Here is a 13685-nt window from a genome sequence, read left to right on the forward strand (position 1 = left end):
TCTCAGCAGAACTCGGGAGCTGTGTCCAGCCCCGGACGACGCTGGGGCGGGGAGATATGGGTAATGGTATGAGTCTGTGGTAACACGCCCAAAAGTCGGGATGAGTGAAATGATTCAAATGGGACTCGTCCGCCCGGCAGCATGGTCGGCTAGCACCCTTTCAGTAAGAGCCTGAAATTTTCCGAAGTCGGAATCACGCTCGATCTGACGATCCCATTTATCCCATTCTTGCTCTCGAAACCACTTCCGGAACTTTTCAAAATCGGCCGGACTGAGTTTGAGAACACGGTTTTCGATCTGTTCAAGCTCGGTCATTGGTTTTCCCTGTAGTCAGTGAGTGCCAGGTTGCGGTATGTTTTATCTTGGCTAACGCCCGAGCTAAGCCGACACCCGCCGCCACTTAACCAAAACAAAACCGAAAAAGCCCGGCGGCGGGTGGTCGGCCTTGAGCGACAAGTTAGGCGATTTGATGGATTAGATTCGGTCTTGAAAATTAAACCGAACCTGACCGTTCGCAGTAACAACAGTAAGTCTAGCGGGTTAAAGTTCCGTCCGGGGAGTTGTCCGTACGCCTCCGTAGCATGAGGAAGCGGCGTCTTGGTAACAAGGGGTCTTAAGTTTCCACACAGCAAGAGAGCAGGCCGTAACGCAAGTGAACCCAGATGTAGCCTCGTGAACAAAGGTTGGAGACGCCACGCCGGCCCTGTGGTCAGAAGGGGAAGGCCGTTGGGTGGCCACTGGAAGAACGGAAGTGGTGGTCATCGTCTCTCGGGGTAGCAGGGGCGGCATGTTCTTGAAGATTTACTTGTCCAGTGCTGGAGATCCATGACGGGAGGTAGGCAAGACTACCAACGCCAGCGTATAAGGTAACGAAGTCGCTGTCGCCTATCATGGAAGTCAGAGGGGTGCATAGTACCGTTTGAGACTGAGGGACAACAAACGCCACCAACAACGTAGCAAACTCCCGCGTACAATGGGGCCTACGGGTCGCGCGAGCCTGTCTCTCGTGGGGCTTTCAGGGGACGGTGGATGCCGAGATTCGGCTGGTCATTGACGTCCCCACGACGCGGGAGGCTCAGTGATGAAGCGACCACAGCGGGCGTTGTCGGTGCGCATTGCCTTTGAACCGAACCGGTTTTCAGCCGAACGCTTGAGCGAGATCTACGCCCAGCTCAAGCCGACGGAATCACGCCCAATCGAAACGGCTCCTGCTGCGGCAAAGACCGCTCTACCACAGCGCCAACAGCGCCGAGGTGCGCGATGAGCCAGCCCCTGAACGTCGCCCTCTATGCCCGTGTCTCCTCCGATCGCCAGGTCAAGGCCGGCACCATCGACAGCCAGGTTGCGGCGCTGAAAGCGCGCATTGCCAGTGATGGCGAACAGCTTCCCGAAGAGCAGTGTTTCATCGACGCTGGTGTCAGCGGCGCGACCCTCATTCGCCCGCAACTGGAGCGGTTGCGCGATCGCGCGGCCATGGGCTTGATTGATCGGCTCTATGTGCTGGCCCCGGATCGCCTGGCGCGGAAATACGCCCATCAGGCCCTGCTGTTGGAAGAGTTCCAGCAAACCGGTGTCACCGTTGTCTTTCTCAATCATGCCGGCGGTGTGAGCCCGGAAGAAGACCTGTTATTACAGATGCAAGGCATGATTGCCGAATACGAGCGGGCGAAGATCATGGAGCGCAACCGTCGCGGGAAATTGCATGGCGCGCGTCATGGGCGCGTCAATGTGCTTGGCGGCGCGCCTTACGGCTATCGCTATCAGCGCAAGCAACTCGATGGCGCACCGGCGCAGTATGTGATTGATCTGTCCCAAGCGGCCACCGTGCGGCAAATCTTTCATTGGGTTGGCGTGGATCGCTTCAGTATCGGCGAAGTGACCCGCCGGCTTGATGCCGAGGGCATTCCCACCGCCACCGGCAAAGCGCATTGGGACCGCAGTGTGGTGTGGGGAATGCTGCAGAACCCGGCCTATATGGGTCGTGCCGCCTTCGGCAAGACCCAGTCACAGCCGCACCGCCCGCGCGTGCGCCCCGCCCGCCACAGCGCCGAAACGCCCAAGAAGGCCACCTCCGTCGTGCGTACCCCGCGCGCGGACTGGATTGAGATCCCTGTCCCGCCGCTGGTCAGCGAAGCGCTGTTTCTCGCCGTGGGGGAGCAATTGGAGGAGAATCGCCGCCTGGCACGCCAACGCCGGCGCGGCGCGCGCCATCTCCTGCAAGGGCTCATCGTCTGCGGGCACTGCCGCTATGCGTATTATGGCAAGCCTGTCAGCAAAAGCGCGGCCAAAGGTGGACAATGCTATGCCTATTATCGCTGCGTCGGCACCGATGCCTATCGCTTTGGCGGTGAGCGTATTTGCGACAACAAGCAAGTGCGCACCAGCCGGCTCGATGACCTGGTGTGGGAGCAAGTCCTGGCGTTGTTACAACAGCCTGAGCGCTTGCAGCAGGAATATGAACAGCGCCTCAATCGCCTGCAGCAGGCTCATGCGTCGCACACCGATACAGATGTGCTGGAAAAACAGCACCAGCACCTGAAACAAGGGAAATCGCGGCTGATCGATAGCTATACCGAGGGGTTAATCGATAAAAGCGACTTCGATCCCAAAATGGCGCAGCTCAATAGCAAACTCGAGCAACTTCACATTCAGATTGAGACAGCTCGCCAACAAGATGCTGGCCAGGCCGAACTGTTTCTGGTGATCAATCGGCTGGAGGAATTTGCCGCCGCGATTCAGGAACGTTTAACCGGCCTGGATTTCGAGACCAAGCGCGGCATCATTCGCGCGCTTGTCAAGCGTATCGAGATTTACCATGAGGAAATCCTGGTGGTTTTTCGGGTTGATCCCGATCCAAACATCGGCGACCCGGATGACAACGGCACCCCGGAAAAACCATCGGAGCAATCCAATGGAGCTTCAAGTATGCAAGATTGTAAGCGGCGTTCATAACCCCGGTCGAGGGAAGGGACCCTACTTTGTGCACGCCACCGAAGAGCGGAGGATCGGGAGATTGCGTTCATCGCTAGCCACTCCAAATACGATCAGGACGCTACAGAGGTCGCTCTACTTCCAGGCCAAGCAACGAAAGTTGTGCAGGCCTCGTTGTGAAGCACATCGGAAAGCCGTGTGCGTAATGTGGCGTTGCCATTTATGTGGCGTCCCGTCTTGCGGATGCCGTAGATACTGATCGACTGTCGGCCTGGGCGCCACATAAAAGCGTCTGTGCGCGATGACGGCGCTTCCGTTGTTCGGCCCAGGGCTAGGCAGCGGCATCGACCACTGCGGGCGTGACTAAGTGAGCAGAGGTCTAGTTCCCGAACGACGACAAGGAGATTTCAAGCGATGCGCACGAGCGTCTCCATTACCGCTCCATCCTCTTTGCATTGTCTCAGCTAGAACGGGCGCTCCGATGCCAGAGGCGCTTTGAGCTGACGAGCGATTGTGCTCTGTCATTTGAAAAGCCTGTAGAACAGGTCATCTTCCTTTGCAAAAGTGATTTGACCGACATAATCGTTATGTGGCGCCCAGCCTCACCAAACGCTAAGCCTGGTCAGGCGTTTAGGGTTTCACCGCCACATAACCGGCAACGCCACATTACGCACATTATGTGGCGCGCCACATAATGTGCGGGAAAATCGCATGCACGGTTTGATGAGGGAGGGCTGGTTGTCAGCGCCATGCCTCGGCTATTTAGGCACCGCCAAACGAAAGGGGCGGTCAACGGATAAGCCGCGACTAAAGTGTTGGCAACCTGCTCTCTACTCTATCCATTAATTAATCTATTCAGGGGTAATAACATATTTCCCTACAGCTCGGCAGGACAGTTTGTCCACATAGCGCGAGCCCGACAGATGATACGCACCGCTATCTAACTTGATCGAGTAGTCCGTATCTAATCTATGGTGCGGCGGAATATTTATCTCTGAAAAACTTTTTGACTTGAATATTTCTTTGCATTTTTTTGAAAATGCCGTCTTGTCGAACGATTCACCCCACTTCAAAAAAGCTCTCGCTGTATCAATATGAGTCGAAAACGGAATATGGTAGTGTATACCAAATTCTAGCTCAAACGGAGTGTCTTCATGGGGTGATGAGATGACTGCATCCGAAACATTCCAGTGGCCATCTGAATCTATCGTCGAACAAACTGATGCATCATCAAAAGAAGATTGAAATTCTTTTGCAATTCCAATCGGAACCCGCACAAAAATTGAGCACTTATCAATCTTCGCGTGCTCATCGTTTACAAAAGCTTCGCATTGAGGAATCAACTCACTTTGCGGCAACTGAATACTCAGCAGAAATATTTCCCGATCCGCATCATAATCACCAAGAGAAAAAGGTTCACCTGCCTCATCTTCAAGACAGCAACGCACTGAACGCAATGTGGCATCCACCTGGTCTATCTCATGGAAGACTGCCGCCTGGGCCTGATCAATAATGTCAACAGCGTCGAGTACGATTTCCAATTGTTCACGTTCAAATTCCTTTTCCTTTGCTGCTTTTACTGCCTTTTCTTCTTTTGCAATTGCAAGTCTTTGCTCAAACTCTTCAGACTTTTCAAATTCCCCGCGTTTCATTTGAGCAATGTCGCTTGGGTCTTCCCTTTGCAACGATTTTCGGGCATTCCGGCCGGCGCTCATTATATCATTGGACGTTCGCACTCTTATGTAATCAAACATCAAGTTAAATTTCTTTTTAATAAGCTCAAGCGCATTTACATTATTTATGCAAGAAGTCAATGAACTCTTATTAGCTGAAAGCTGAAACCGAAGATCATGCAACCGTTCAATCAGATCACTCTCATAATTTTCGATCTTAGAGAGATACTCCCAATCTGAACCAACTAGCAACTCTTTTTCTTGCATAAATTGTTCTAATTCCGCCTTAATCTCATTAAATACCAAACTGTCTCCCAAAAAGTCTCTTTCTGAAGAGACAGAATTGTCGGTCTTTTCAATAGCAGATGTTTCATTAGCTGAATCGGAACCAAGAAACAGTTTTAATCGTTGCCACCAAGATGGCCTGTGATCAGAATGCGACAAATTTTGATTGTTGGTACCAGAAAAAGCTAAGAAAAAGTCCCTTATTTGTTCTAACCCCACTAAATAATTATCTAGAAGCGCTTGTATAGCCCTTATTTGGTTTATGCTATCCCTATATATATCGCTTCTTTTATCTGACTCCTGAAGTGCGGTCATAATTTTCGCGAGCTCAGCTTTTGCAAGCCGAACCGATTTATAACTTTCATCCATATCAATTTCTTTAAAGAGTTTATCTATATCAATTCGACCAAATCTCATCGAACTTAAGATGACCCACTTTTGGCATTCAGAAGTTCTTTCTAAATCCAAAAAAAATTGATCACCGCTATCCAATATTCTTCGCCGTTCTAATCCACGAATTGAAACATCCAAATAATCACGCAAGGGGTCGCAAACATCTAGATAAATATAACCAGCAGATATTTCTCTTAAGCATTTCTTTTTCTGCTTATTATTTTCAAAAATTTTGTCAAGTTGGCTCCAAGATTGCGTACTACAACGAACTATGTCACGGGATATATAACTGATCCTCATATCAATCAAACCTTTTAAACTCGCGTACCAATCTTCGTCTGTATGGCTCAGCGTGCCGGGTTGCTTGTTGTCATCAATATCGGAAACAAGTGATTCTGCGGATACCTTGGAAAGCGGACCAAACGAAAACGAATCTGCCAAGACTAACCTTTTCCCAACTTCAAACTTCACGCACTTACCTTCTGCTACTTTATGCTCTAAGGTTTTCAAATAGTCGCTAAAACGGAAAAAGCGTAATTCACTCAACACGTCTAAAGCATCTGCTCTTTCTCGGCAAGCAAAAGTATATTTATCCTCGACCGTAATTGTTGACTCATCAGATTGCACAGATAGTGGTGTGCCAAAAACTATTGACAGAATGGCTAACTTCAGTAAAACACCATTCTTCATTGAGTTTTCGTCCATTAGATGTAATTTCTCCAGAAATTTCGCATTTGTGGGGCTTATGGGGCCAGGGCTTATGGGGCCAGGGTCGGTTTATTTTCTATGCTTCCAAAACAATTCGAGCCAGTCCCCTTTCCTTGCTTTCCCTTTCAGCTAGAGCTGCCATCGCACTCCACAGTTCTTGCACATCGCTTCGCTGACTGATTCCTTCCGAGATAGGCCAGTTACAAGTACAGAGAGTCCAGCGGTCAGAAGAGCGCCAGTTGCTTTTCCTCCGCTAATACCCTTCTTTTGCTTGGATCTCATAGTCGCTACGCAGCCCATCTTCCCACAATGTGGACATACCACCTCGGTACGCAGAGAGAATCCCTCAATAATATCGGTGAAACCCAGTGGAATGTTTACAATATTGCTGGAAGGCTTCTGGCTTGCAGATGGGGTCACTGCTCTAGTGATCGGGAACCCACATCCTTGACAAACTTTAGCTTGATTAGAAATGCTCTTAGAGCATTCGGGGCATGTAATTAGCGCCACTATTGAATACCTCTAGTCAGATTCTAGCGTATTAGGGTGAAATAGGATCTGGGTCGACTTAGCCTCTCGCCTAACGCCACGCTCAACTGGCTCGGCTGAGCGAGAGCGAAACCGGCTTCAAACCGGCTTCGGCTGCAGCACCGTGTTAGGCGATTTACAACGTGCTACCTCCCCGTTTTGCGCGGATTCATCTAACGCGCAGCGTCCAATATTCGATCAGTCTGAGCGTTGCAGTAATCTATACTGATAGAGGAAGATCCGTATTCTTGAAGACATCTATCTCGGACTGCGCGAAATTGATTTTGAATTGCAATTTCTCGCGAACGAATTTCAGCTCTGCTCCTCGCAAGGTCAGCTTCCATCTCAGCACTACGTGTTTCTCTTGCAGCTTTGATCTTAACTGCATAACTCTTAGCTGACTTGATAACTGAATCGACTTCTAACTTTTTTTGGCGAAAAAATTCTTTTTCTATTTGAACTCCAGAATAACCTTGCTGTTTTGCAAACGATGCAATCCGATCTTTCAATAAAATTGCTCCTGTAACATTTTTTGTTTTTTCGCGTAGAAAAATAAATTTCTTAAATTCCAAGAAGCATGGATCTAATGCAGTATTGCCAATCATTTTCATGAGTTCAGCATGTCTACAATTCTTAATACCGTTAGATTCAAAAATTGAGTGTATTTGCGACTTAACATTTTCGTAATCTTGATATAGTTTTTTGCAAGAAGTTTTAAATAATCCAAAAAAACCTTTCTCCGCAGAAATGATTTTTAGCATATATTCAATTTCCCGATTACTAAGCCTGGAGTAATCGCCGAAGCATTGAGCAACAGTGCTCTCGGATAGGATATACTTTGTAGCATATTCCTCGATCTTTCTATCTTCTTCACTTTTGCAAGCTGTTAACAATAGGAGCACAATGACAAAAGTAATCACTAAGTTCTTATTGTTTTCCATCGCTTACTTCCTTTTGTTCGATTTTTCAGCCTAACGCCACGCTCAGCCGAGCCGGTTGAGCGATAGCGAAACCGGTTTCGGCTGGAGCACCGTGTTAGGCGATTGTATATGGGAGTCAGAGAATAAACTGACCCTGGCCCCATTAACTCCATTAACTCCCATTAACTCCTCTTGAGCACCATTTTGAGCCGAAGCCAGCACCGGATTTTCGGGTTGAGCCCTACCGACGCGTCGTTCAGTCGACGCGTATCCGGACTTTCAGTCCGCTATTTTAACCCACCGGCTTTCAGCCGGTGGTTGTTGAGTCGTTTAATTACCCACGCTCAGATTTCTCACGATTCATAGTTTCGCGAGAGTTTCTTTTCGTAATTTATCAAATTCTGATTGCGAAATAAGGTTTTTTGTTTTTAAATATTCTAGATTTTCTAAATGCTCAGCAATTGAATTGTTCGGGGGTGGGGGAGAATTTTTTTCACTCGCCATACGAACAACAGGCGGTTGAGTTAGGTGATTGTTATGTCTGCTCAAAACTTCGTTATGGTTTAGAGTCCATAGTGATAGTATAAGAATAAGGCCAATAACCACACCAACAGCTGTGCCGATAATTAAGCCCATGAAACTAAAAAAACTCCCTACGAAGCCTCCCAAAACAGCAAAAAATACAAGTACAACCAGAATAATTTGGTCACGACTTTTATCCCGCTGACAGTAAGGACATACATCGCCGAGAAACGGTATTTCTTTTCCACAGCCAAGACAAAGCATATTTTTCTCCAAACTTGATCTTCCGATCTTCTAGGTAAAGATTAGAAGAGATCACGGTTTATTAATTAGTCGGCACTAACTATTAAGCATTTATCCATCGGGCGCTAAGTCGTGAGTCCGATCATGCGCCGAACTCTCAGCGCCCGATGGATAAATGTCTGTTGGACTAAACCGCCTTATGCGCGGTGCCAGTTTCCGGAACGGCCTAGCTGGCAGGCGAGAGCGGATCTGGCAGGGAATATGCTAAAGAGGGTATTGTATCGGCCGTCTGGTTCAGGCGGCGCGGTTCTATCTTGTTGTAAACAAGTATTTTCTTGTCTCCTGAGGATGGCAGCCTTCATCATTTTGTAACAATCCAGCCGATCTGCATCGCGCTATCGAATCGGACACGCCCTCTTCCTGTCTCAGTGATTTTCCGAGTATCCATATTTCCCCGTTATCGGCTTGGCGCCAAGCCCCGCCGAAGGCGGTTTAGTTCAACGCCAGCCTCAGCCGCCGCGAGCGTAGCGAGTGGTCGGACTGGAGGCGTTCGTTAGGCGATTGATTGCGCGTTGATTTAGTGCCTGCAAAATAATTTCATCCAGACCCTTTAACTACAGACTCGTTAATTACTTAATTACACTATTTGATCCTAACCCCATTTGATCCATTTGATCTACTTTGACTACCAAAGGCATGTTTCGCGCAGTGGCTTAATAGCGTTAGAGAGACCAGTTGTCTCAAAAATAGCGGTTACAGGACTCTCGTTATAAGGGGTAACTTGCGCAACAAAGCTTGAGCTTCTCATGATTTCTTTAATAATACTAATAGTCCCGCCTGGATAAAAGGTTGCTTCATTATCTGTTGAAATTGACCATCGTCCGATTTTCGCTTTATTTAAACCGATTCGGAAAATTACTTCCGGGGCATCACTGCCAAGATAATCATTCCAATTAATGTAAAGATCAGTTCTATTGCTCTTGCAAGTTAGAACAAGCCATATTGGCTTTCCCCATCTGGATACTCCACTGGATGCAGCAAGATACAACGAAACGGTTTTTGAGTCATCAAGTGGGTTTGTCTTAACAGAAACATCCCATTTACCACGACCCGAATAAGAACCAGAATCCGAATGATTTTTCAGGTCAGATTTATTATATTTTGAACACAGATCGCGCGCATCCTTAATGATCTTGCTTTCATCGTCAAATGCCCAGAAGTGACGCGTTGCAGCATTAGGCAAGTCTTCGAACGATATTTGATTTCCCTTGCACCATTCAGAAATCACAGATTTCTGAGTTTCTGATAAAGGTGCGTCTGGCTTGAAACTGCAATAGCCTAACTTAAACCCTATTCCTGCGCTACTCCCGAAGTCATCACACCAATCAACACCAGGATTTTCCTCCATGCAGATGTTCGTCTGTAACTCGAGGGCCTTAGAAGCGCACTTATCCCAATCTTCCCAATCGTTTAGCTTTCCGCATCTATTTAGTAAATAGTTTGGGTTCTTATCAAGAAAATTTGACATTTTGTATTGACCCGTTTTGATAGTGCCGATTGCTTCTGAAATCGCAATATCTGCACAATTTTCCCAAGCATTATCAGCGTATCCATATGTTGGCAATAGGATGGTTGCAAAAAAATACGTCAAACAGCTGAGTATGGATTGTTTTAACATGATGAAATATCCTATTTGGAACTATTAATTTAACGTCAAAGTCTAAGGAATAGCGGCGAGGGTCGAATTAGTTTACTGCCTAACGTCAAGGCTGGCCCGCCGCCCGTTGCCGCGCTGGGAGCGAAGCGACCGCGCGGCAACGGGCGGTCGGGCCGAGCCTCTTGTTAGGCGTTAATTACTTTGGCATATCGCCTGAACTAGGTGCAGTGGCCATTCTGACCTTAAGGTCATCTTCTTCTTTCCAAAACACAAAGCTAGGAATTTCCGCACCGGATGAGCCTCCCGAATATGGGTCCGAAAGCGTTGATGCTTCTTGAACGCGCTTCACAGTTGATCGGTAAAACAACTTGCGCTTGAACCAATTCATTTCTTCTACGCATTTTTTGGCATGATCTTGCAGATCTGAAACTTTAGGGTATGCATCAATGACTGCTTTGTGTTCCTGCATCCGGCGATCAATATTGTCCAAACGTCGCTCCACATACTCTGTATTCTCCATGAGATCGTAGGATAGATGCGCTTGGTATACTCTAGCTTGCGCGGATAGCAGCCCGTTGAGCAGTTGCATATCGTGGATGATTGATCCGCCTTGTTCCTGGATAAGCGCGGCTGCTTGCTCTGCACCCTGCGCGCCACGTTGATTACGTATCCCGTTGACTCGTTCTGCGAAGTGAGAAATGATTATTTTGTTTCTTTCCAGAATTGAACCAATGACGTGTTCTGAGATGCTGAGACGTTCACGCGCAAGGTCGGAAAAGCGGCCGGTGCAAATATATTCGTCAATAATTTCATCTAAAGCGTTTATTGACTGGTAGACTCGCCCAAGCGCATCGGCTTCTTGTCGAAGAGCAATTGCCTCCATCTGGCGGGTCATGACATCCAATCGACGGGATATTCGTTGGAGCTGAAATGTACCGGCGATTCCGTTGAGCACAGACCAGACAGCGAAGGGCGCGATGATTGGTGCCATTGATGATGGGGCAAAACGGAGTTGGCCCGCTATTTGACCTGTAGATGTACTCACGACTGTGCCAAGGGACCCACCGGTAGTTTGGGCAAGTGCGTGGGTTCCCGCTTTGATTCCTTCGACCAACGCCGGAGTGCCGATAACTTGAAAGGTGCTGCCGTTCGCGAGACCAGAGGCGACCGCAGGGATTGCTTTGCTGAGTTGATCGACAACGTTAGCGGAGATATTTCCTTTGGGGCTCGCCTGCTGGGAACGGGACCAATTCTGATGCAGCGCTTTGCTCGCGGTTGGCGAGTAGCCCACCAGCACAGCACGAGATTGCCGGTTGTCGGCAAGTAGTTCGATATACCTCGCACTCTCGTTCACAAGAATCCCTCTGTAAGTAGATGAGTAGCCTAGTGCAGATGGTTTCTGTTGCGGCGCCTAACGCCACGCTCAGCCGAGCCGGTTGAGCGAGAGCGAAACCGGCTTCGGCTGGAGCACCGTGTTAGGCGATTTGATGGATTAGATTCGGTCTTGAAAATTAAACCGAACTTGATCCGCTTAATTGTTTAATTCTTAATTGCAGGCTACCTTTAATTGAATTTTTCCTGCGCCCTCTTGTACAAATCCTGAAGTGATTGTGCAACTGCGGATTCTGCTTCTTGCATGGAAGCGCATATGGCCAACGTTTTGGCTTTACCGAATGCTTGTCCTCCGCGAGCTGGGTTTGTCCAAATGCTATACTCTGGTGGAGAGCCAGAGTCTGCGACATTCTTAATGTAAGCAATCGCACCGACTGATCGGCCTTTTTCATCCATCAAACCAAATTCAAAATTTAGATACCTTTTATCTCCCTGATCTGGGCCACTATACTCAAACCCGCCGATCTTCTTTGGCATGATTACTTGCCTCCCTAAAAGGTGATGACGGCCATAAAAATAGAAACAGTGAGTCACTGCCTAGGTAGTTCAATTTGACCTGTTTCATGCACTTTCTCTGCCCTAGCAACTACCGCGCGGCACCAGGCTCTTAAGTTATTGCTTTAAATCCCTAACGCCATGCTCAGCCGAGCCGGTTGAGCGAGAGCGAAACCGGCTTCGGCTGGAGCACCGTGTTAGGCCAGTTAGTCATTGATTAAACTATCATATTCATCGTGAGTGCCTATCCAGATCCACACATACCCGTCATCATCTTCCATCGCAAGCGCACGGTGATTACCGCCAACTCGCGCCGACCACAACTTGCCGACTTTCTTGAAACACAAAGATGGATGGCGTGGGTTCTCTTTAAGTAATTCATAATTCTTTCGCGCGAGTTTCTGCACTTGTTCTGGCAAGGCATATAAGCAAGCCCAAAATCGCGTGGTGGTTTTGTGCATTAAATTTGACTAAGCATTCCCTTCGCTTTTTCTTCCAATGCTTCATTTATTAGAAAATCTAATTTTCCGGCAGCAGAATCTTTTTCAATTTCCTCATCCCACATTTCCCAATCATGCTCAGATAACCAGTGCATCAGTTTCATATATTCACGATGCGGAAGGGCTTCGATTTCTATCTTAATTTCTTCAAATGTTCTCATAATAGTACCTTTGTGGCCTAACGCCAGCATCAGCTGGCGCGAGCGTAGTGAGTGGTCGGACTGGAGGCCATCGTTAGGCGATTGATTCTGCGTTAATGACTTGCCTGGAAAATAATTCCATCCTGGTTCCTTTGATTCATTTTCTCCCATCTATATTTCTGCATAACGCCCCAAATTACTGGCGGCAAAAAGCAGAGCGAGGAACGAGCGGCGCTTTTTGCCGTCCATGTGAATTTGCCTTGTTATGTGCGCTTACAGAGAACACTGCTGTCTTACCTGCGCTACCCCACATACATTTTCAACCGAAACATCAAATTCACAACCTTGAGTAAGGTTCCTAAAGGTTTCACCGCCCATGCTATAAAAATCTGGATAAGAAACTACATCTCCGATTTCCGGCTCACATGAATCAAGTAGTTCGAAAACTACAAATTCTCCACTGCCATCAATCTCGGCTGCGTACATGCCACGACCGGGGTTTATGACTTTTACTATAGCTTTCATTTTTGTTTTTAATCTCGCATTGCCTTTGCTACAATTTTCTTTGCGGCAGAAAGCTCTTTTTTTATTCTTGCCGCCTCAGATTCCAACTCTCGCATTTTTTGAATTGCTTCATCGACGTCTGTACCCGGCAACCAAGACTGCACAATTTTTACATCTTCTAGGTTTTCACTGACTATTCCTTTTGTTACACCAGCAAGGATGTTGAATCTATGTTTGCAATATTGCCCATTTTCTCCAGCCGGACATGAACAATACGCAGAAAGATTGGTATCTGATCTTTTAACAAAGACAACTCCGTATGGCTCGGCGGCAGAGCCTTGAACTTCAAATGATATTTCCGGCATTGTTTGCCTCCCTTTTTGCACATAACGAAAAAGCATTTTATCCGGCGTGCGCCACACAGACGTTGCCGTCGAAGCACTGAGTTCGACGCGCACGACGGATAAATGTTTGTTGGGCTAAACCGCCTTATGCGCGGTGCCAGTTTCCGGAACGGCCTAGCTGGCGGGCGCGAGCGGATATGGCAGGGATTATGCTTAAGAGGGTATTGTATCTGCCGTCTGGTTCAGGCGGCGCGGTTCTATCTTGTTGTAAACAAGCATTTTCTTGTCTCCTGAGGATGACAGTCTTCATCATTTTGTAACAATCCTGCCGATCTGGATCGCGCTATCGAATCAGACACACCCACTTCCGGTCTCAGTGGTTTGCCGAGTATCCATATTTCCTCGTTATAGGCTTGGCGCCAAGCCCCGCCGAAGGCGGTTTAGTTCAAC

At 48.0% G+C, this 13685-nt stretch carries 12 protein-coding genes; 1 reads left to right on the forward strand and 11 read right to left on the reverse strand.

Features of this window, described 5'->3' with window-relative positions:
- Positions 1–114: 114 nt before the first annotated feature.
- On the reverse strand, positions 115–315 hold the full coding sequence (locus tag Thiosp_RS05560; protein ID WP_323696853.1) for a hypothetical protein: 201 nt from the start codon (positions 313–315) through the stop codon (positions 115–117).
- 945 nt (positions 316–1260) lie between these two features.
- Here Thiosp_RS05560 and Thiosp_RS05565 point away from each other — a divergent pair.
- Positions 1261–2952, forward strand: coding sequence for a recombinase family protein (locus Thiosp_RS05565; RefSeq protein ID WP_323696854.1), 1692 nt, complete (start codon positions 1261–1263; stop codon positions 2950–2952).
- Between the two features lie 830 nt (positions 2953–3782).
- On the opposite strand, the gene Thiosp_RS05570 is transcribed toward Thiosp_RS05565, so the two are convergent.
- From Thiosp_RS05570 to Thiosp_RS05615, 10 genes are all read right to left on the reverse strand, one after another.
- Positions 3783–5987: a hypothetical protein gene (locus Thiosp_RS05570; protein ID WP_201068507.1), complete on the reverse strand. Its 2205-nt coding sequence runs from the start codon at positions 5985–5987 to the stop codon at positions 3783–3785.
- A 704-nt stretch (positions 5988–6691) separates the two neighbouring features.
- The gene (locus Thiosp_RS05575) at positions 6692–7459 is read right to left on the reverse strand and encodes a hypothetical protein (RefSeq protein WP_201068505.1); all 768 of its coding nucleotides are present in this window, start codon (positions 7457–7459) and stop codon (positions 6692–6694) included.
- Between the two features lie 339 nt (positions 7460–7798).
- Positions 7799–8236 carry a CvpA family protein gene (locus Thiosp_RS05580; protein WP_201068504.1) on the reverse strand — a complete coding sequence of 146 codons (438 nt, stop codon included), beginning with the start codon at positions 8234–8236 and terminating at the stop codon, positions 7799–7801.
- 652 nt (positions 8237–8888) lie between these two features.
- Positions 8889–9881, reverse strand: coding sequence for a type VI secretion system-associated protein TagO (locus Thiosp_RS05585; RefSeq protein WP_201068503.1), 993 nt, complete (start codon positions 9879–9881; stop codon positions 8889–8891).
- Between the two features lie 175 nt (positions 9882–10056).
- Positions 10057–11214 carry a hypothetical protein gene (locus Thiosp_RS05590; protein ID WP_201068502.1) on the reverse strand — a complete coding sequence of 386 codons (1158 nt, stop codon included), beginning with the start codon at positions 11212–11214 and terminating at the stop codon, positions 10057–10059.
- A 209-nt stretch (positions 11215–11423) separates the two neighbouring features.
- Positions 11424–11729 carry a hypothetical protein gene (locus Thiosp_RS05595; protein ID WP_201068501.1) on the reverse strand — a complete coding sequence of 102 codons (306 nt, stop codon included), beginning with the start codon at positions 11727–11729 and terminating at the stop codon, positions 11424–11426.
- 224 nt (positions 11730–11953) lie between these two features.
- Positions 11954–12208, reverse strand: a complete 255-nt coding sequence (locus Thiosp_RS05600; protein WP_201068500.1) for a ParE family toxin-like protein — start codon at positions 12206–12208, stop codon at positions 11954–11956.
- Positions 12208–12558: a hypothetical protein gene (locus Thiosp_RS05605; protein ID WP_242518864.1), complete on the reverse strand. Its 351-nt coding sequence runs from the start codon at positions 12556–12558 to the stop codon at positions 12208–12210. The genes Thiosp_RS05600 and Thiosp_RS05605 overlap by 1 nt, the downstream gene beginning before the upstream one ends.
- 102 nt (positions 12559–12660) lie before the next feature.
- Positions 12661–12912, reverse strand: a complete 252-nt coding sequence (locus Thiosp_RS05610) for a hypothetical protein (protein WP_201068499.1) — start codon at positions 12910–12912, stop codon at positions 12661–12663.
- Positions 12913–12920: 8 nt separating this feature from the next.
- Positions 12921–13349, reverse strand: coding sequence for an SWIM zinc finger family protein (locus Thiosp_RS05615; RefSeq protein WP_201068498.1), 429 nt, complete (start codon positions 13347–13349; stop codon positions 12921–12923).
- Positions 13350–13685: the final 336 nt, after the last annotated feature.

Origin of the sequence: Thiorhodovibrio litoralis, assembly GCF_033954455.1 — a bacterium.
Classification (GTDB): Bacteria; Pseudomonadota; Gammaproteobacteria; order Chromatiales; family Chromatiaceae; genus Thiorhodovibrio; species Thiorhodovibrio litoralis.

Coding starts and splice junctions, on each gene's coding strand:
- Thiosp_RS05565 (WP_323696854.1), top strand. CDS start 1,261: ATGAGCCAGCCCCTGAACGTCGCCCTCTATGCCCGTGTCTCCTCCGAT.
- Thiosp_RS05585 (WP_201068503.1), bottom strand. CDS start 9,881: ATGTTAAAACAATCCATACTCAGCTGTTTGACGTATTTTTTTGCAACC.
- Thiosp_RS05575 (WP_201068505.1), bottom strand. CDS start 7,459: ATGGAAAACAATAAGAACTTAGTGATTACTTTTGTCATTGTGCTCCTA.
- Thiosp_RS05605 (WP_242518864.1), bottom strand. CDS start 12,558: ATGGGAGAAAATGAATCAAAGGAACCAGGATGGAATTATTTTCCAGGC.
- Thiosp_RS05570 (WP_201068507.1), bottom strand. CDS start 5,987: ATGGACGAAAACTCAATGAAGAATGGTGTTTTACTGAAGTTAGCCATT.
- Thiosp_RS05610 (WP_201068499.1), bottom strand. CDS start 12,912: ATGAAAGCTATAGTAAAAGTCATAAACCCCGGTCGTGGCATGTACGCA.
- Thiosp_RS05560 (WP_323696853.1), bottom strand. CDS start 315: ATGACCGAGCTTGAACAGATCGAAAACCGTGTTCTCAAACTCAGTCCG.
- Thiosp_RS05595 (WP_201068501.1), bottom strand. CDS start 11,729: ATGCCAAAGAAGATCGGCGGGTTTGAGTATAGTGGCCCAGATCAGGGA.
- Thiosp_RS05600 (WP_201068500.1), bottom strand. CDS start 12,208: ATGCACAAAACCACCACGCGATTTTGGGCTTGCTTATATGCCTTGCCA.